This is a genomic window from Spirosoma rhododendri, assembly GCF_012849055.1.
Taxonomy (GTDB): domain Bacteria; phylum Bacteroidota; class Bacteroidia; order Cytophagales; family Spirosomataceae; genus Spirosoma; species Spirosoma rhododendri.
Map to the genome: position 1 here is coordinate 30,077 of NZ_CP051677.1, position 20,840 is coordinate 50,916.

The following is a 20,840-nucleotide window of genomic DNA, read 5'->3' on the forward strand; positions in this document are numbered from 1 at the left end:
CCTTATTACTACTTCATTGAGCCGGTACCAATGTGTACACCACTGGCTGATACGAACAGCAGGAGCACTTGTTTTCTTGCTACTAAGCCTGTTCGTAACTACACAGTCATTCGCGCAGAATGAGCTGGAGCTCTCGTCGGGCAGTTTTACCACAAACCCGAACGGCCCGAATCCAAACACAACGATTACGGCGGCAACCACAGTAACGCAGGCCCTGACGCTGCTTCAGAATACGTCTGGTACAACATTCAGATCGTACACAACGCCCATAACGGTTTCGGTTTCGCTTTCCGACCAAGTCTATCTGGCTATCACGGGGGGGGAGGTACGACTACATCGACGGGCGCGGGATTAAGTTTCGGTACTTCTCAGGGATCGGCATCAAAGGCAGCAGTCCCTACAACGGTCTATAGTTTAATGTCAGCCGTTGGTGGTGGTACAAACGCCCAATTCACGTCTAATCCAAATGGACCGGCCGGAACGGGTATCGATGTAGCCACTAACTACAGCTTCACTCTATTTACAGCCGCTGAAGCGCTGCCAGCGACCAGCGTCTCAGCACGAAATGATTTCGGCACGATGACTGTCACATTCAGCCAGCCAGTTACCAACCCGGTACTGGACTTTGTTGGTCTTGGTGGCACGTATGGAACCGAAGGATTTTCTACCGAATTTACGTTAACGTCAGTTGGTGGCCCGGCCAGCGTTGCGCTCAGCAAGTTATCTGGTTCTAGCGAACTTGTTGTTTCCGGCAATCAGATTAATAATCAGGGCTCGGGGGGAACACTAGCCGCAGCGTGTGGTACAGGAGGAGCCTGCGGTAGTGTGTTGGTTACAGGTACTAATATTACCTCACTTACATTTAGAGTTTACCTGCGCGGGGATGGTAAAGGAACTGCCTACACAGGCACAGGCGTATACACTGGCGACCGCTGGCTACTGGGCGTGTCGCTCCAGTCGCCGTTTTCATTGTCGGGCACGGTATTCGATGACGCCAACGGCTTAACGAACAATACCATTGATGGAACGCCAATCAATACAACGGCTGGTTCCACACCCAGCACGCCCCTGTATGCTTACTTGACCGATGCCAGCAGTGCTACAGCAACGATTCTGGCCAGCACAATTGTCAGCAACTCCGGGACGTACAGTTTCAGCGCAGCCAACGCCAATCCCAGAGTTATCCTCAGCACTACTCCACCGGGTAGCCTGACACTAGCTCCGGCAGCTTCCTTACCAGCAAACTGGACCACTATTGCCGAAGGTACCGCTACAGGGGGCGATGGTACGCCCGACGGAACAACGTCGCTAACACTAACCACGGCCAGCCCAACAGCCAATAATGTCAATTTTGCCATTGATCAAATCCCCAGCGGCTCCAACTATACAGCAGCTAATCAGCTTAATCCGGGCGGCACAAACACAGTAAACGTACCAACGGCTGCTTTTACAGGAACTGATCCTGAAGATGGCACTTATGCACAGGGTTTGTCTGGACGCCGGGTGGGCTTAGGTCCTGCGACTAACGGTACGCTTTACTACAATGGTACAGCCGTTACCAGTAGTATAATCATCAGTAGCTTTAACCCATCGCTGGTTACACTGGATCCGGCCGATGGAGTTGTTACGGCGACGTTTCCATACACGGTGTATGATAACGCGCTGGTTCCGAGCGCTACATCGAACACGATTAGCATGCCATTTTCTATTGGCATTTCAGGTACGGTCTTCGATGATGCCAACGGACTCACCGATAACCTCATCAACGGCACAGCCACCAACGCAGGTGGTCTTTTTGCGATTCTTACCAATGCCGCGTCAACATCAGTACTAGCAAACGCCGTTGTTAGCACCAATGGTACGTATAGTTTTACAGGGCTCGCAGCGAATACTTACTCCATTCGTTTAAGTACCACATCTGCCGTTGTAGGATCGACCCCGCCCGCCGTTAGCCTGCCCGCCAACTGGACAGCTACCGGGGAGGGCACCGCAGCCGCTGGCGACGGTACGCCCAACGGGGTCACCTCGGTCACGCTGACGACAACCAGCATTACAAACGCTAATTTCGGTCTCGACCAGTTACCCACGCCTACTTCTTCGGCGCTAGCCGCGCAGGCCAACCCCGGCGGTACCAATGGGGTGAGTATCTCCCCCGCCAGCTTCACCGGCACCGATCCTGACGGCACTGTAGCCAGCATCCGCTATACCGCCTTCCCCACCAATACCACCAGCCTAACCATCGGCGCTACAGTATACACGTCAGCCAACTTCCCGGCGGGCGGTGTCACCGTCGCCACCGGAACCACGATCGCCATTGACCCGGTTGACGGCGCCGTGACAGCGGTGATCCCTTTCCGGGTCATCGACAATGCCGGCCAGGAAAGCACCACCACCGGTACCGTCTCGGTACCATTCACTACGCTCACTCTGTCGGGTACTGTCTTTGATGACGCCAACGGCCTGACCGACAACACCATCAACGGCACGGGTACCAACGCGGGCGGGCTCTTCGCTATCCTGACCGATGCCGCCACAGGCAACGTGATCGCCAACACCCCCGTAGCCAGCACCGGTGCTTACAGCTTCTCGGCCCTCAACGGGGGCAGCTACAGCGTGCGGCTCAGCACCACCTCGGCCACCATCGGTACCACCGCCCCGGCCCCCGCGGCCCCGGCCAACTGGGTATTCACCGGCGAGGGCACCGCAGCCGCCGGTGATGGCACGCCTAATGGTGTCACTTCGGTCACGCTAACCACGGCCAACCTCAGTGGCGTCAACTTTGGTCTCGACCAGTTGCCCACCCCCACCTCGGCCACCCTGGTCTCGCAGGCCAACCCCGGCGGCACCAACGGGGTGAGTATCCCCCCCGCCAGCTTCACCGGCACCGACCCCGATGGCACCGTAGCCAGCATCCGCTATACCGCCTTCCCCACCAATACCACCAGCCTCACCATTGGCACTACGGCCTACACCTCGGCCAACTTTCCGGCCGGGGGCGTCACGGCGGTGACGGGCACGACGGTACGTCTTGACCCGGTTGACGGCGCCGTGACAGCGGTGATCCCTTTCCGGGTCATCGACAATGCCGGCCAGGAGGGCACCACCACCGGATCGGTGAGCGTGCCTTTCACTACGCTCACCCTATCAGGTACCGTCTTCGATGACGCCAACGGCCTGACCGACAACACCATCAATGGCACGGGTACCAACGCGGGGGGCTCTTCGCCATCCTGACCGACGCGGCCAGCGGTACGGTCATCGCCAACACCCCCGTAGCCAGCACCGGTGCCTATAGCTTCTTGGCCCTCAACGGGGGCAGCTACAGCGTGCGGCTCAGCACCACCTCGGCTACCATCGGTACCACCGCCCCGGCCCCCGCGGCCCCGGCCAACTGGGTATTTACCGGCGAGGGCACCGCTGCCGCCGGTGACGGCACGCCCAATGGTATCACTTCGGTCACCTTGACAACGGCCAACCTCAGTGGTGTCAACTTCGGTCTCGACCAGTTGCCCACCCCCACCTCGGCCACCCTGGTCTCGCAGGCCAACCCCGGCGGCACCAACGGGGTGAGTATCCCCCCCGCCAGCTTCACCGGCACCGACCCCGATGGCACCGTAGCCAGCATCCGCTACACCGCCTTCCCATCGAACGTTACCTCCATGACCATCGGCACAACCCTGTACACCGCCCTCACTTTCCCCGCTGGCGGAGTGACAGCAGCAACGGGTACGGCCGTGACCATTGATCCCACCGATGGCAACGTGACGGCGGTGATCCCCTTCCGGGTCATCGACAATGCCGGCCAGGAGAGTACGACCACGGGTACGCTCAGCGTGCCCTTCACCGGACTGAGCGTATCAGGCACCGTCTTCGACGACGGCAACGGGCTAACTGACAACCTCATCAACGGCACGGGCACCAACGCAGGGGGGCTGTTTGTCAACCTGGTTGATGCGACGGGCAACGTAGCGGCCGTGCAGGCCCTACCCGCCACGGGCGTCTACAGCTTCAGCAATGTGGCCACGGGCGTCTACAGCGTGCGGCTCAGCACGACGACGGTCGCGGTGGGCAGTGCCGCCCCGGCTGTCAGTGTGCCCACAGGCTGGACGTTTACGGGCGAGGGCACCGCCACCGCCGGCGACGGCACACCCAACGGCAGCACGCAGGTCACACTAACCACGGCCAGTGTCGCCGGAGTCAACTTCGGCCTCGATCAGCTGCCCGTACCTACGAGCCTGACCATAAGCGCCCGAGCCAATACCACTGGTACGACAACCGGCTACACTGTTCCTCCATCCAGTTTTACTGGTACGGACGCCGACGGCACCATTTCGGCGGTTCGTTACACGGCCTTTCCTTCTAACACCACCAGCCTTACGATCGGGGCAACGGTATATACCAGTGCCAACTTCCCGACTGGGGGCGTTACCGCGACCACAGGTACAACGGTTCTTCTCGATCCCGTCGACGGAAATGTAACGGCCAACATTCCCTTCCGGCTCATCGACAACGCCGGTCAGGAAGGCACCACCACCGGCAATGTGGGCGTACCCTTCCTGGTGACAACCGATCTCTGTAACTCGCAGATACTGTTTTTCAACGAAGACTTCGGAGCAGGCGTAGGTTTCGGTCCACCACTCTCCACCACGACCGTACCCGGCTATACGTATACCAGCACCGACCCGATCAACGATGGCTCCTATGGCATTGTAAACAACCCCGACCAAGGCGACGATTTTGCTACGCAGAACGTATGGCTTCACGGCCCCGACCATACAGGTAACCCTAACGGAAGGATGCTGTTAATCAACGGCTCTAACCCTAACCAGATTGCTTACACTCAGCCCGTTTCCGGCCTGACAGTGGGGCGACAGTATTCGCTACGAACGTATATTACGAACATTTTCAATCAGGCAGTACTTGGTACGGGCGAGATAAAACCAAATCTCATCCTTCAGGTACGAGACGGTGCCAATAACATTCTGACGTCTGTTTCTACCGGGGATATTGCCGCTACCAGTACCCTGACATGGTTACCCTACTCACTAAGTTTTACGGCTTCGACAAGCTCGATCAAATTCGAGCTGATCAGCAACGCGAATGCGGGAAATGGTAATGACTTCGCGCTGGACGACATCCAGTTCTTCGAGGTCATCCAGCCCGTACTCAGTACCACCGCCGTCACCTCGACCTGTCCAGCTACCAGTGCCGACATCAGCGGTATCACAGCCACCAATCGTCCTACGTCGACTACACTGACCTGGCATTCGAGTGCTACGGCTACCGCAGCCAACCGCATCAGTGACGTAACGGCCCTGCGGTCGGGCACCTACTACGCGTCCTTCACCGACGGCACGTGTTTTTCCAAAACATCGCCCTTTGTAGTACTAATTGTTCCCTGCGCTAATCCTGATGCGGGTATTACGATCAGTGCAGGGGTAAGTGGCACCGTCGTCGCCAACGTAGCGGCCAACGACTTTGTTAATGGTCAGCCGGCTACACTGGGCACGGGTGGTAACGCCACCGTCGCCCAGGTGGGCACCTACCCAACGGGCGTGACACTTAATACCACCACCGGTAGCCTATCGGTAACGGCCGGTACCGCACCGGGCTCCTACACGGTCGCCTACCAACTCTGCGACAAGTTGACACCCGTTAACTGTGCGACCGCCGTCGCCACTTTCAGCGTAGCTCCGCTGCTATCGGGTACCGTCTTCAGCGACCCTAACGGCCTTACTGACAATGCTATCAACGGCACGGGCACCAACGCAGGGGGCTTATTCGTAATCCTGACCGATGCGACCAGCGGCACTGTGGTAGCCAACGCAGCCGTATCAAGCGCTGGTGCGTATAGTTTCACCGGTCTTACTGCCCGGACGTATCAAATACAGCTAAGCACTAGTACTGCTACGGTAGGTAGTGCTGCTCCAGCAGTTTCGGTACCAGCAGGCTATACCGTTACGGGCGAAGGCATCGCCACCGCAGGTGATGGCACACCAAATGGCATCACAAACGTAACGGTGACGGCTACGGCCAGCGTAACGGGGGTCAACTTTGGCATCGAGCAGCTGCCCGTGTCGACCAGTAGTACACTAACAGCGCAGGCGAATCCCGGCGGCACCAATGGCGTCACCATCGCCCCCAGCAGCTTCACCGGCACCGACCCCGACGGCACCGTTGCCGCCATCCGCTACACGGCCTTCCCCACCAATGTCGATAGCTTTACGATTGGCGGCACGGTTTACACCAGCGCCAACTTCCCGACCGGGGGAGTAACCGCCGTGACCGGCACGACGGTACGTCTTGACCCCAAAGATGGGGCGGTTACAGCGGTGATCCCCTTCCGGGTCATCGATAACGCAGGGGTAGAAAGTGCCAATACGGCTAGTGTCAGTGTACCCTTCACCTACGTACTCACGGCATCACCGGACGCCGGTACGGCCAGTGCAGGCACGGGTGGTACAGCCGTCCCTAACGTAGCGGCTAATGACCTCATCAACGGCCAGCCTGCTACGCTGGGCACCAACGGCAATGCTACGGTGGTCACAGTGGGCACTTACCCCACGGGCGTCACCCTGAATACGACGACCGGCTCAATCTCTGTAGCTCAGGGTACCACCCCGGGATCATACACAGTGGCCTACCAGCTCTGCGACAAACTCAGCACGCCCACCTGTACCACCACTACCGCCGTCATTACCGTTACGCCATCCGTTACGGCTACGCCTGACGCAGGTACCGTAAGCAGTGGTACCGGTGGTACAGCGGTGGCCAACGTAGCGGCCAACGACGTAGTCAACGGCCAGCCCGCTACACTAGGCAATGGTGGTAATGCGACCGTGGCTACGGTGGGCACTTACCCAGCGGGCATCACCCTAAATACCACTACCGGATCTATCTCGGTGGCACAAGGTACCGCCCCCGGCTCCTACACCGTCGCTTACCAGCTGTGCGATAAGCTGACGCCTACTACTTGCAGCACCGCTATCGTCAGCCTGACGGTCACAGCCGCTGTGGTAGCCAACCCCGATGCGGGCCTCACCATCAGCGCAGCTACCAGCGGCACCGTCGTCGCTAACGTAGCCGCCAACGACTTTGTCAACGGACAACCCACTACGCTGGGCACGGGTGGCAACGCGACCGTCGCCCAGGTAGGCACCTACCCCGCCGGCGTCACCCTCAACACCACCACCGGCTCGCTCTCCGTAGCCGCCGGTACCGCCCCCGGTTCCTACACGGTCACCTACCAGCTCTGCGATAAGCTCACCCCCGCCACCTGTAGCACCGCCATCGCCACCTTCACCGTTACCCCAACCCTCTCCGGTACGGTCTTCAACGACGCCAACGGTCTGACCGATAATCTGGTCAACGGCACAGGCACCAACGCAGGGGGCCTGTTCGCTATCCTCACCAACGCAGCCTCGACCTCCGTGCTGGCCAGTGTACCGGTCAACAGCAGTGGGGCCTACAGCTTCACCGGCCTGACGGCAGGCACCTACTCGGTCCGCCTGAGCACCACCTCCGCCGTGGTGGGCGCTGCCCCACCGGCAGCCTCGGTGCCCACGGGCTACACCTTCACCGGTGAGGGCACGGCCCCAGCCGGCGACGGTACGCCCGACGGCAGCACCCAGGTCACCCTGACCAACACCGCCAGTCTGACGGGGGTCAACTTCGGCCTTGACCAGTTGCCGACCCCTACCACCGCTACGCTGGCTTCGCAGGCCAACCCCGGCGGCATCAACGGGGTCAGCATCCCCCCCGCCAGCTTCACCGGCACCGATCCCGACGGCACCGTTGCCAGCATCCGCTACACCGCCTTCCCGTCGAACGTTACCTCGATGACCATCGGCACAACCTTGTACACCGCCCTCACTTTCCCCGCTGGTGGAGTGACAGCAGCAACGGGCACGGCCGTGATCATTGACCCCACCGATGGCAACGTGACGGCGGTGATCCCCTTCCGGGTCATCGACAATGCCGGCCAGGAGAGTACGACCACGGGCACGCTCAGCGTGCCCTTCACCGGACTGAGCGTATCAGGCACCGTCTTCGATGATGGCAACGGCCTGACCGACAACCTCATCAACGGCACGGGCACCAACGCAGGGGGGTTGTTTGTCAACCTGGTCGACGCGACGGGCAACGTAGCGGCCGTGCAGGCCCTGCCCGCCACGGGCGTCTACAGCTTCAGCAATGTGGCCACGGGCGTCTACAGCGTGCGGCTCAGCACGACGACGGTCGCAGTGGGCAGTGCCGCCCCGGCTGTCAGTGTGCCTACGGGCTGGACGTTTACCGGCGAGGGCACGGCAGCGGCTGGCGATGGCACGCCCAACGGCAGCACCCAGGTCACTCTGACCACGGCCAGTGTCTCGGGCGTCAACTTCGGCCTTGATCAGTTACCTGTTTCTAGCTCCAGCACCCTGACAGCCCAGGCTAACCCCGGCGGCACCACTGGCGTCGTTGTACCGCCCGCCAGCTTCACCGGCACCGACCCCGACGGCACTGTGGTTAGTATCCGCTACACGGCCTTCCCCACCAACACCACTAGTCTCACCATTGGCTCGACGGTCTACACATCGGCCAACTTCCCCGCCGGGGGCGTTACCGTCGCCACCGGAACAGCGGTTGCCATCGACCCCATCGATGGGGCGGTGACGGCCGTGATCCCGTTCCGGGCCATCGACAATGCCGGGGTGGAAAGCACCACCACCGGATCGGTGAGCGTGCCTTTCACTACGCTCACCCTGTCGGGCACCGTCTTCGACGACGGTAACGGACTAACCGACAACACCATCAACGGTACGGGCACTAATGCCGGGGGGCTCTTCGCCATCCTGACCGATGCGGCCAGCGGTACGGTCATCGCTGTCACCAGCGTAGCCAGCACCGGCACCTATAGCTTTGCAGCTCTCAACGGGGGCAGCTACAGCGTGCGGCTCAGCACTACCTCAGCCACCGTGGGCGCCACCGCCCCGGCCCCTTCGGCCCCGGCCAACTGGGTATTTACCGGCGAGGGCACGGCAGCGGCTGGCGACGGTACGCCCAACGGTGTCACCTCGGTCACGCTGACCACGGCCAACGTCAGCGGAGTTAACTTCGGTCTCGACCAGTTACCAACGGCAACCTCGTCGACACTGGCTTCGCAGGCCAATCCCGGTGGCACCAACGGCGTCACCATCGCTCCCAGCAGTTTCACCGGTACTGATCCTGACGGCACTATCGCCAGCATCCGCTACACCGCTTTCCCCACCAATACCACCAGTCTGACCATTGGTACTGTGACCTATACCTCGGCCAACTTCCCGGCGGGGGGCGTAACAGCGGTGACCGGCACGACGGTACGTCTTGACCCGGTTGACGGCGCAGTAACAGCGGTGATTCCCTTCCGGGTCATCGACAATGCGGGCGTCGAGAGTAGCACCGCCACCACGGCTTCGGTAAGCGTACCGTTCACATACGTACTCACGGCATCCCCTGACGCAGGCACCGTCAGCAGTGGCACCGGTGGTACGGCAGTAGCTAACGTAGCCGCTAATGACCTCATTAACGGCCAGCCTGCTACGCTGGGTACCAACGGCAATGCTACGGTGGCCAGTGTGGGCACTTACCCAGCAGGCATCACCCTGAGTACGACGACTGGCTCAATCTCTGTAGCTCAGGGTACCGCCCCGGGTTCGTATACATTGGTCTACCAGCTGTGTGATAAACTCAGTACGCCCACCTGTACTACCACTACCGCGGTCATCACTGTCACCCCTTCGGTCACCGCTTCGCCCGATGCAGGCACGGTCAGCAGTGGCACGGGCGGCACGGCAGTGGCTAACATAGCGGCTAACGATGTAGTCAACGGGCAACCTGCTATGCTGGGTAATGGCGGCAACGCGACCGTCGCTCAGGTGGGTACCTACCCACCGGGTGTGACGCTCAACCCCGCTACCGGCTCCCTCTCGGTGGCTCAGGGTACGGCACCCGGTTCGTACACGGTCGCTTACCAGCTCTGCGACAAGCTCAGCACGCCCACCTGTACCACGACCACTGCCGTTATCACTGTCACCCCTTCGGTCACCGCTTCGCCTGACGCAGGCACCGTCAGCAGCGGCACCGGTGGTACAGCAGTGGCCAACGTAGCGGCTAACGACGTGGTTAACGGGCAGCCCGCCACGCTGGGTAACGGTGGTAATGCGACGATAGCGCAAGTGGGTACTTATCCCACTGGCGTGACGCTCAACACCACCACGGGCAGCCTGAGCGTAGCCGCTGGCACCGCCCCGGGCAGCTATACCGTCGCCTACCAGCTCTGCGATAAGCTTACTCCGGCGACCTGTACTACCAGCGTAGTCAGCTTCACCGTCACGCCGTCTATCGGAGGTACTGTGTTCAGCGACCCGAACGGTCTGACAGACAACACCATCAACGGTACGGGTACCAATGCCGGTGGTCTGTTCGTCGCGCTGGTCAATGGCAACAACACGGTTGTCGCGTCAGTGAGCGTATCGCCAACGGGTACTTATCGCTTCGACAACGTAGCCCCCGGCACGTATGATGTACGGCTGAGCACAACCTCCGCCGTAGTCGGTGCCGCGCCACCCGCAGCGTCGGTGCCTACGGGCTACACCTTCACCGGCGAAGGCACTGCACCGGCCGGTGATGGTACACCCAACGGTATTACGTCGATAACGGTGACAGCAACGGCAACACCGATCGCCAACTTCGGTATCGAGCAACTGCCAACACCGACGTCGACAACTCTGGTAGCACGGGCAAACCCCGGCGGCACAAACGCGATAACGGTACCGCCGTCTAGTTTGACAGGAACGGATCCCGATGGCACGGTAGCTTCCATCCATTACGTTAGCTTCCCGACCTACACAACGACGCTGTACATCGGCAACACCGCTTACACAGCGGCTACCTTCCCGGTAGGAGGTATCATAGCGGCCAGCAATCTACCCGTCCATCTTGACCCGGCCAACGACGCAAACGGCGTGGGTACATCGGTCATTTCGTTCCGGGTTCTTGATAATGCAGGCATCGAAAGCACTACGACGGCAACCGCTACGATACCATTTACCTGCGTAGCGACATTCTGCCCGCCAGTTACCGGTAAAAAGATCAGTAGCCGGTAAGGTCGACCGCATTGACCAAACGACAACGCCCCAACTGGATTCCAGTCGGGGCGTTGCTTGTTTAAGGAGTTGATGGCGTAAACCGGCTGCTGCAATCAGGAGACCAGCTTCAGTCCATCGGCGAATGCCTGCATCTGCGGCATAGTACCCAGGCTAACCCGGCACCAGTACTGACCGTCAAATTTCCACTGCCGAATGCTGACGCCCTGCTCCATCATACGCGCTACGAAGTCTTCGCCTTTCATCCGAATGGGGAACATAACAAAATTGGCCCCCGACGGTAGCGGTTCATAACTGTGCTGTTTTAGTACACCGTACAGGTAATCTTTCGACTCCTGGGTTTTACCCAGCGAATACTTGATAAAGTCTTTGTCCTGCAAACTGGCCATGGCCGCCCGTAGCGTGGTCATGCTCAGTCCGCTGCCGCCCGTGGAGAATTTACTGATCTGCTCCACCAGTTCAGGTTTGGCGATCAGGTACCCTGTCCGGAGTCCGGCGAAGCCGTGTACTTTCGAGAACGTCCGGGTGATAATAACGTTAGCCCCTTTCTTCACCAGATCGACCATCGAATAGGCCTTCGGGTCGGGGGTGTAGTCGATGTAGGCTTCGTCGACCAGAATCGGTGTTTTTGCACCGACCGATTCGCAGAACGCCCGCAGCTTCGCCGGATCGACCGTAATGGCCGTAGGGTTGTTGGGGTTGCACAGGTATACCATGCCGGTCTGACTGCCAACCCGCTCATTCAGTTTGTTCAGGTTGATGTCGTATCCATCGGCAGCGACGAGCGGCACCCGGTCCATCGTGATACCGTGCTTGACGGCCGCGCGGGGTAGCTGATCGAACGTCGGATCGGGCGCAACGATGGTCCGACCGGCATTGGGCCGGTACGCTGCCCAGAGGGAAGACGCCGTTAGCAGTTCGCCAGACCCGGCTCCCAGCAGCACGCACTCTTCCGGAACACCTTCAGCGTCGGCCACCATTTTCTTAAACTGTTTGGCGTACTCCATCGCGTACAGGTATCCGTCGGGGGCGGCTTCGGTAATCACTTTCAGGGCTTTTGGCGACGGCCCGTACGGGTTTTCGTTGGCCGACAGCCGGGCCTTGAGTGCACCTTTCTTACCGGGTTCCAGCCACAGAGCCGGGTCGCCCTCGGGTTCACAGAAAGCGGCCGGGGCAGCTGCCAGGCTCAGGCCGGATAACAAACTGGTGCGGAGCCAGTCGCGACGATTGAATGACATACCGGGAGACTAAGTTTAGAAACGTTTTTGGTTGATTCTCTGCAATCTACATTGTATTTACCGGGCCAGAAACTACCAGACAGGCAAATAAGACCCATTTCGTTAATTTATTATTTTATTCCCATAAATACTTCTTTTATTCAATTTAGCAGAATATTATTTTACACATACAGATTTATATTCCATCATCTATCAAACCAGATTTTCCACTAGAAGCGTAGTGTTCACGCCCGGCCCCACCGGATCAGCTCAGCCGTCGACCGAAAAAGCAGGGTATCGTTGCTGCACGTCATATGTACTAATTACACTTGTTTCTTTTCCGGAATACTTACACTTTTGATCCTGTTTTTAATTAATTCCTAATCTAATCCTTCATCTATGAGCCGAATTATACGCAGTCTTTTTCTGCTGCTGATTGTGCTGATGGGCCATCATATACGGGCGCAGAACGGCGCCATTACCGGCCGGGTAACGTTGCGGGACGACAATTCGCCGATTCCGGGCGCGAGCGTCGTCGTGCTGGGCACATCGCGCGGTACGACGACCAACGCCAACGGTACATTCCAGATTCAGGCCGATCGGGGGCAGGTGCTGCGCGTCAGCTTTATCGGCACCACCACGCAGGATGTAGCGGTTGGCAACGCGACCGCCATCAACATCAGTCTGGTGCCGGAAACCAACGCGCTCAACGAAGTCGTCGTGACGGCGCTCGGTATCAAACGCGAAAAGCGACAGTTGGGCTACGCCGTCACGGAAGTCGGTGGGCAGGACCTCGCCCAGACCCAGCGCGACAACTTTCTGAACGCCCTCCAGGGCCGGGTTGCGGGTGTGCAGGTCGCCACAACGAGCGGGTTGCCGGGTTCATCGTCGCAGGTCATTATACGGGGTATTAACTCGCTCAGCGGCAACAATCAGCCCCTGTTTGTGATCGACGGTATGCCCATCAGCAACCGCACCGCCGAAAGCAGCAGCTTCGTAGCGTCGAAAACGTCGAGTGCGTCGTTTGAAAACCGGACCGTCGATTTCAGCAACCGGGCGCAGGATATCAACCCCAATGACATTGAAAGCATTACGGTGCTGAAAGGACCCGAAGCGGCTGCGCTTTACGGTGTCGAAGCGGCCAACGGCGCGGTGGTCATCACGACCAAGAAAGGGCGCAACGGCAAAGGCACGATCTCGTACACGAATAGTTTTACGTGGCAGAGCATCAACCGGAGCCGCCTGCCGCAGGTGCAGCAGGTGTACGGGCAGGGCGTCAACGGCGTTCCGCAGGACAACACGTTCAGCTATTTCGGCCCCGCCTACGCCGAAGGAACCCGGCTCTACGACAACGTCAACAGTTTCCTGCAAACGGGTATGGGTCAGCGGCATAACCTGTCGTTCGACGGTGGTACCGACAAATACACCTTCCGGCTGTCGGGCGGCTATACCAGTTCGCAGGGCGTTATTCCAACCACGCGCTACGACCGACTGAACCTGACCCTCGCCGGCACGGCCAAAATCAACGATAAACTGAGCGCGGAAGCGACGCTGCAATACATCAACACCGCCAACACGAAAGTATCGAAAGGCTCGAACAGCTTTTTGCTCGGGATGCTGCAATGGCCGCAGGTCGATAACATGAGCAACTACCTCAACGCTGACGGGTCGCGCCGGTTCATCACGGGCAGTGCCGAAATCGAAAACCCGTACTTCGACGTCAACAGAAACGAGTTGCGCGACCGGGGCGACCGCGCCATCACGAACATTGGCCTGAGTTACGCAGCGACCGACTGGCTGACGTTCAGCGGGCGCGTCGGACTGGATGTGTATTCGACCCAGTACCTGATTAAGTACCACCCCGAATCGAACCGGTCGGGCGGTACCATCGGCGGCTCGCTCGATCAGTCGACCGACAATAACCGCACGCTGACGGTGCAGTATTTTGCCACGGCAAAGAAGCAGTTCAACAAACTGAGTACGTCGTTTCGGGTTGGGCAGGCCATCTACGATTATCGCTACAACGCGCTGTCGACGCGGGGCGAAAAATTCCTCGACCCTAACTTTACCAGCATCAACAACACCGATCCGCTGACCCAGAAATCGCTGTCGGTGTTGCAGCAGCGACGGCTGTTCGGCGTCTTCGGCGACCTTACGCTGGGCTACAACGACCTGCTGTTTGTGACCGTTACGGGCCGCAATGACTGGAGCAGCACCTTCCCCGCCGAAAGTCGGTCGTTCTTCTACCCTTCGATATCGACCAGCTTCGTCTTCACCGAGCTAGTGCCGCAGGGACGCTTCCGCAACGCGCTCAGCTACGGCAAACTCCGCATTTCGGCAGCTCAGGTAGGCAAGGAAGCCCCCGTCTATGCCACCTCGCAGGCCTACGAAAACCAGACCACAACGGGGGGCGGATTCAGCTACGGCTTCACAGCTCCCAATCCGTTTCTGGTGCCCGAAAAAGTCAATTCGTTTGAAACGGGCGTCGAGCTGAAATTCTTCAACGGGCGGCTCGGCCTCGACGCGGCTTACTACCGCACCAAAAGCACGAACCAGATTATCCAGAACCTGCGGATCAGCTACGGTACGGGCTTTGTCCTGAAAACGATCAACACGGGCGATCTCTGGAACGATGGTATCGAGCTGTCGCTCAACGCCGAACCGGTACGGACGGGATTGTTTAGCTGGAACACAACGGTCAATTTCACCAAAACCAACAGCCGCCTGCTGAGCCTGCCCAACGGCCTGTCGGAATACTACAACTCCGATACGTGGGTGTACCGCAACGTCCGCAACGGGGCCCGTGTAGACAATCCGCTGACAACACTGACTGGCGACACCTACGTGCGCAACAGTAGCGGCACGATCCTGATTAACCCACAAACCGGCCTGCCCTACGTTGAAACGTCGTGGAAAGTGGTGGGTAATCGCAACCCGGATTTCCAGATGGGCTTCCTGAACTCGTTTACGATTAAGAACAATCTGACGCTGAGTTTCCTGCTCGACATTCGCAAGGGTGGCGACGTGTACAACGCGACGGAATCGTTTCTGTACCGGCAGGGCCTGAGCCGTAACTCCCTCGACCGGCAGACGCCCCGCGTGTTCGACGGTGTGCTGAAAGACGGGCTGGAAAACACGGCCACCCCGACTAAAAACACGATTCAGGTGGTGCCGTATTACAACAGCACTTACTACACCGGTGCGCTGGCCGACGAGAACTTTATCGAACACAATATCAGCTGGGTACGGCTTAAAGATGTGACGCTGCGCTACAACCTGCCCGCGTCGCTGCTCAACCGGTCGCGGGTGTTCAGGACAGCAAGCGTGTTTTTCACCGGTACCGACCTGTTTCTGCTGACCAACTATTCGGGGGGCGACCCCGGTGTCAACGCCAGCAACGCCGTAACGGGTGGTTCGGGCGGTTACGGCATCGACTTCGGCAACCTGCCCCTCCCCCGCACCCTGAATGTGGGGCTGAATGTTAGTTTATAGTTTTTAGTCTAACGTTTAAGGTTCAATGTTTAAGGTTATATAACTCTGATTGTCAACAACTTTAAACATTGAACCTTAGACCTTGAACGCTTCGAAGCATGAACCGAAACTTCATACGTCTCTTCCTGCTAAGTGGGCTGATACTGGCCCTGAGCAGCTGCGACAACTACCTCGACATTAACAAAAACCCCAACAACCCCGATCAGGTTGAAGCGGCTCTGCTGCTGGCCCCCATCGAAGTCAACTATGCGCTGGGCGTGCAGTTCGACGGCCGGGTCATTGGCCGATACGTGCAGAACTGGCAGTCGTACCTGGCCAACGACACCTGGGATTTGCACGGTTACGCAGCCGCGTCTGACGTGGGTGGCGAACTCTGGCGCAACGTGTATTTCAAAGCCGGTCGCAACCTGGTCAACCTGATCGACGATGCCCGCGCCAATCAGAAGTGGGATTACCTCGGCGTGGGGCTGGTGATGAAAGCGTGGGGCTGGCAGATGCTGACCGACGTGCACGGTGAAATAATCCTGTCGGAAGCCTTCGATCAGGACCCGCAGAAGAACCAGTTCAACTACGACACGCAGGAAGCCGCATATGCCGAAGTGGTGCGTCTGCTTACCGAAGCGATTCCCTACCTCAACCGCACCGATGGCAGGGTATCGCAGGCGCAGCTGGCCCGTGGCGACATTATGTACGCGGGCGACCGGCTCAAGTGGAAGCGGTTTGCCTACGGCCTGCTGGCGATCAACGCGCATCATCTGTCGAAGAAAAGCAACTACGACCCCAACAAAGTCATCGCCTACGTCGACAGCGCCTTCACCAGCAACAGCGACAACGCGCTGATGCCCTTCAACGGAAACAGCACCGCCGACGCCAGCTTCTTCGGCCCCACGCGCCAGAACCTTCAGGTGTACGGGCAGGGCGACTTCATGCTGCGCCTGCTCGACGGGCGGGTGTTCAACGGCGTGAAAGACCCACGCCAGCCGCAGATGCTCGTTGCCAGTGGCGATGGTGTGTATCGGGGGCTGAACCCCGGCGCGGGGCAGTCAACGGCGGCAAGCATCCCGATGAATGTGCGGGTTCTGAGCCCGTGGGCAACCCAGCTGAACAGCATACCGCCAGCCGGTACGACGGGCAAGTACATCTTTACCGACAAAGGGCCGTTTCCGATGATGACTTATTCGCAGCTTCAGTTTATCAAGGCAGAAGCCGCGTTTATCAAAGGCGACAAGGCCACGGCCCTCACCGCCTACCGCAACGGCATCAGCGCGCATATGACCTACGCGGGCGTGTCGTCCGCCGATCAGGCTACGTATCTGGCCAATGCCACCATCGTACCAGCCGCCGGGTCGCTGACGCTCAGCCAGATCATGCTGCAAAAGTACATCGCGCAGTGGGGCTGGGGTTTTCTGGAGCAATGGGCCGACCTGCGCCGGTACAACTACAGCGCCGACGTGTTTTCCACGTTCCAGCTGCCGCAAACCTTCCCGACCGCCAATAACGGCAAACCGGTTCAGCGGCTGCGCCCCCGCTACAATTCGGAGTACGTCTGGAACGTCGACGCACTGGCCAGGATCAACGCCCTCGACCTCGATTATCACACCAAACCCGTCTGGTTCAGCCAGCCATAATTGGGTTTACGGTTTAAAGTCTACCGTTTAAGGTTGGCTGACGCGCGTAACCTTGAACGGTAGACTTTGAACTTTGAACCACAAACCTTGAACCCAATGCGCAACTACACATACGTACTCCTGCTGCTGGCAACCCTGATCGGGTGGTCATGCGAGCGCGAAACTTTATCGATTCCATCGACGCCGACCCCGGCCGGTGCGCGCATCAAGCTGGTCCATACCGCCCCCGAAGCCGCATCGATTGATTTGTATATCAACGATCAGAAAATCAGCGCGGGCCTGCCAACGGGTGCCAGCAGCATCAGTGCCGGCACCGGAACCCCCACGGCCATTACCTACGGCAGCACGTTTCCGGGTTCGGGCGTCAGCTACGCGGTTGTGCAGTCGGGGCAGGTACCGATTACCCTGAGCAGCCCGGCCGCCACCACGACGAGCAGCACCACCACCGTAGCGACTCAGACGCTGACGCTCAACGAGGGCAGCTACTATTCGCTGCTCGTGTTCGGTACGGGAACGCAGCCGCAGGTAAAGCTCATCCCGGATGATTTCAGCGCAGCCAATGACCCCAGCAAGTTCTACGTACGATTTATCAATCTGATCCCCAACGCCCCCGCTTACGACCTGGCGCTGTCGACCGGTACCGTGCTGGCGTCGAACATAGCGTATCAGGGTATCTCGTCGTTTGTGGGGGTCGACGTGAGTAACAACGCGTCGTTTGTATTCCGGCTGGCCGGTACGACCACCAACGTAACTACTGCCCAGACGTTTACCAGCAGCACCTCCGGTCGGGTAGTCACCATCGTCGCGCAGGGCATTTTCGGTCGCACCGGCACGGCCGTACCCCGGCTTTTTATCTACGTAAACCGATAAACAGCCTCCTCAACATTGGCCGTTTACACAAGTTGCCCTTATTCAGGTGGGGGCAACTTATTTTTTAGCTAAGTTTATCTCTCAACTAAATCAAGAAAGGCGTTAGCGCCTATATTGGCAACTAGTAACAGACGTATTGCACTTGCCCGACAGAAGCGTGACTTAGCCCTGCGTCATCTGTCTACAGGCAGGTAGCTGTTCGCTCAGGTCAACGCCGTTTCGCCCGTTTCCTTTCGTTGTTTCCTCAGGGCGACATAGCAGGGATCGGCTGATAACGGTAGCGCGTCAGACGATCTGCACCCAACGGTCGATACGGCTGGATCGAATTTTAGCCTGCATGATTGCTCGTAAGTGGTAGACGTTGTAGCCGCACCCGGCTGGCTGACAGCGGGGTGTGCTTTAACCCAAAGCAGATGAACACAGTATTGGTAACAGGTGCCAACGGCTTTCTGGGCGGCTACCTTTGCCGGGAACTACTTCGGCGGGGGCACGGCGTCCGGGCGTTTGTCAGGCCCGGCTCCGATCAGCGAATGCTGGCAGATCTACCCGTCGACATCTGGATAGGTGACCTGCTCGACGCCGACAACGTACGGGCGTCGGTGTACGGCTGCGACTACATCATTCACGCGGGGTCGGCAACGGCGGTCAATCCGGCCCGTAACCTGTCAGTACGGCTCGCCAATGTGCAGGGAACGGCTACCACGCTGGCGGCTGCTACGCGGGCGGGCATACAGCGCTATATCTACGTTGGGTCAGCGAATGTGCTTGAGTTTGGCGATCGGCACCACCCCGGCACCGAGCAGTCACCTTACCAGGACAGGTTCTACGGGCTCGATTACATGAGCAGTAAGCAAATGGCCACTGATCTGGTGCTTAAAGCCATGCAGAACGATGCCTTGCCTGCTCTGGTGGTACACCCTACGGTTACGCTCGGCCCGTATGATTACAAAAATACGGCCCACGCCCTGCTCACAGCCTTGTATCAGAAACGGATACCGGCTACGCCAACGGGAGGCCGTAACTACATCCATGTCGGCGACGTAGCCACCGCGACGGTCAATGCGCTGACGATGGGCGCCCTGCACGAGTCGTACATTCTGGGCAACGAAAATCTGAGCTATCAGCAGTTGTTCGACATGATGGCGCAGATCATGCAGGTCCGCGCCCCCAGTCGGCGGCTACCCCGGCAGCTGGCTTCACTCGTCGGGCTCTTCGGCGACTGGCGCAACGCCTTCTCCGACCAGCCCGGCGACTACAATTCGTCGTTGCTGGCGATGGCCAACGACAAACATTACTTTTCGTCAGAGAAAGCTATCCAAGCCCTTGCCCTCCCGCAAACGCCTGTCCGCACCGCCCTCACCGAAGCCTTCGACTGGTTTCGGGAAAATGGGTATTTAGGGTAAAAAAAGAGCGAAAGAATGAAAGAGCGAAAGAGTGGTTATGCCAGCGTCAGCCAATCACTCTTTCGCTCTTTATAGTTCTACCGTCGTGGCGCAGAGGAAATGGCCGAGGGGGCATTTGGCGCGGCCGTGGAGATTGCAGGGGCGGCACTCCAGCAGGTAAGGTGTCTGGGCGATACGCGACGTGTCGGCGAGGGGGCCGAAGCCAAATTCGGGCACGGTCGAGCAGAAGACGGCCGTCGTGGGTGCGTTCACAGCCGAGCACAGGTGAAGCGGGGCCGAATCGTTGACGTAGTTCATCTGCGCACCTTCCAGCAGTGCCGCCGACGCCAGCAGGCTTAGCTTCCCAGCCAGATTTACGACGGCGCGGCCCGGCACGAGTCGGATCAGTTCGTCGCAGATGGCCGCGTCGGAGGGTGCCCCCAACAGATAAACCGTCTGATCGTCGGGTAATTTCCCGATCACGTCGGCCCACTTGAACAACGGGTATTGCTTGGTAAACCAGACCGACGTTGGCGCGATACAGCAGTACGGGCCGGTCTGATAGGGTTGCACAGCCGCGTAATCAGCGGGCGACGGGTACAGACGGGGGCGGGTCCGGCGGGCGCGCCAGTTAGGCAGTTCGAGCGGTTCGAGCAGGGCAGCGTTCCGGTCGACTTCATGTATGCCGGGTTCGATGCGGTGATCGACGGCGTAGGTGAACCAGCGCGAAAACGGATTTTTCTTGAAACCGACCGTAACGCGGGCGTTCGATAAGGCCGTCAGCAGGCCCGTCGTGCCGAAGCGTTGCAAATTCAGGATAACATCGTACTGCCGGTCGCGAATCAGGCTGAGGAGTTTGCGCAGGCTACTATATTTACCGAAAGCCCCGCCCGCCCCTTTTTTGTCCCAGACCAGCACCTCATTCAGCAGCGGATGATTGGCCAGCAACCCTTCATTGCCCCGCCGAACCAGCATATCGATTTCAGCCTCGGGCATTCGTCGATGCAGTTCCTCCAGCAGGGCCGTTGCCAGAATAACATCGCCGATAAAGGCAGTTTGAATCAGTAGGAACCGGTGTGGATTTGTTACGGTTATCATCAGTACGCCACCGCGTCAGAAGACTAC

Annotated in this window: 8 protein-coding genes; 6 read left to right on the forward strand and 2 right to left on the reverse strand. The window is 59.0% G+C overall.

Annotated features, from left to right (window positions below; genetic code table 11):
- Positions 1-417 precede the first annotated feature (417 nt).
- A complete protein-coding gene (locus HH216_RS00170) occupies positions 418-3,234 on the forward strand; it encodes a beta strand repeat-containing protein (RefSeq protein ID WP_169548947.1) in 2,817 nt (938 codons plus the stop codon).
- A gap of 65 nt (positions 3,235-3,299) precedes the next feature.
- The gene (locus HH216_RS00175) at positions 3,300-11,126 is read left to right on the forward strand and encodes a hypothetical protein (RefSeq protein WP_169548948.1); all 7,827 of its coding nucleotides are present in this window, start codon (positions 3,300-3,302) and stop codon (positions 11,124-11,126) included.
- 95 nt (positions 11,127-11,221) lie between these two features.
- Here HH216_RS00175 and HH216_RS00180 read toward each other — a convergent pair whose 3' ends face one another.
- The gene (locus HH216_RS00180) at positions 11,222-12,364 is read right to left on the reverse strand and encodes a pyridoxal phosphate-dependent aminotransferase (RefSeq protein WP_169548949.1); all 1,143 of its coding nucleotides are present in this window, start codon (positions 12,362-12,364) and stop codon (positions 11,222-11,224) included.
- A gap of 378 nt (positions 12,365-12,742) precedes the next feature.
- Here HH216_RS00180 and HH216_RS00185 point away from each other — a divergent pair, with 378 nt between their 5' ends.
- The 4 genes from HH216_RS00185 (at position 12,743) to HH216_RS00200 (ending at position 19,736) form a co-directional block, all read left to right on the forward strand.
- A complete protein-coding gene (locus tag HH216_RS00185) occupies positions 12,743-15,835 on the forward strand; it encodes a SusC/RagA family TonB-linked outer membrane protein (protein ID WP_169548950.1) in 3,093 nt (1,030 codons plus the stop codon).
- A 98-nt stretch (positions 15,836-15,933) separates the two neighbouring features.
- The gene (locus HH216_RS00190) at positions 15,934-17,463 is read left to right on the forward strand and encodes a SusD/RagB family nutrient-binding outer membrane lipoprotein (RefSeq protein ID WP_169548951.1); all 1,530 of its coding nucleotides are present in this window, start codon (positions 15,934-15,936) and stop codon (positions 17,461-17,463) included.
- Between the two features lie 96 nt (positions 17,464-17,559).
- Entirely contained in the window at positions 17,560-18,333 is a 774-nt protein-coding gene (locus HH216_RS00195) for a DUF4397 domain-containing protein (RefSeq protein ID WP_169548952.1), read from the forward strand.
- A 413-nt stretch (positions 18,334-18,746) separates the two neighbouring features.
- Positions 18,747-19,736: an NAD-dependent epimerase/dehydratase family protein gene (locus HH216_RS00200; protein WP_169548953.1), complete on the forward strand. Its 990-nt coding sequence runs from the start codon at positions 18,747-18,749 to the stop codon at positions 19,734-19,736.
- A gap of 69 nt (positions 19,737-19,805) precedes the next feature.
- Here the strand turns inward: HH216_RS00200 and HH216_RS00205 are convergent, their stop codons facing one another.
- A complete protein-coding gene (locus HH216_RS00205; protein WP_169548954.1) occupies positions 19,806-20,813 on the reverse strand; it encodes a glycosyltransferase family 9 protein in 1,008 nt (335 codons plus the stop codon).
- Between the last annotated feature and the right edge of the window lie 27 nt (positions 20,814-20,840).

Bases quoted from the DNA above. Each gene is read 5' to 3' on its own strand.
- HH216_RS00185 (WP_169548950.1), top strand. From the start codon at position 12,743: ATGAGCCGAATTATACGCAGTCTTTTTCTGCTGCTGATTGTGCTGATG.
- HH216_RS00180 (WP_169548949.1), bottom strand. From the start codon at position 12,364: ATGTCATTCAATCGTCGCGACTGGCTCCGCACCAGTTTGTTATCCGGC.
- HH216_RS00190 (WP_169548951.1), top strand. From the start codon at position 15,934: ATGAACCGAAACTTCATACGTCTCTTCCTGCTAAGTGGGCTGATACTG.
- HH216_RS00200 (WP_169548953.1), top strand. From the start codon at position 18,747: ATGAACACAGTATTGGTAACAGGTGCCAACGGCTTTCTGGGCGGCTAC.
- HH216_RS00205 (WP_169548954.1), bottom strand. From the start codon at position 20,813: ATGATAACCGTAACAAATCCACACCGGTTCCTACTGATTCAAACTGCC.
- HH216_RS00170 (WP_169548947.1), top strand. From the start codon at position 418: ATGTCAGCCGTTGGTGGTGGTACAAACGCCCAATTCACGTCTAATCCA.
- HH216_RS00195 (WP_169548952.1), top strand. From the start codon at position 17,560: ATGCGCAACTACACATACGTACTCCTGCTGCTGGCAACCCTGATCGGG.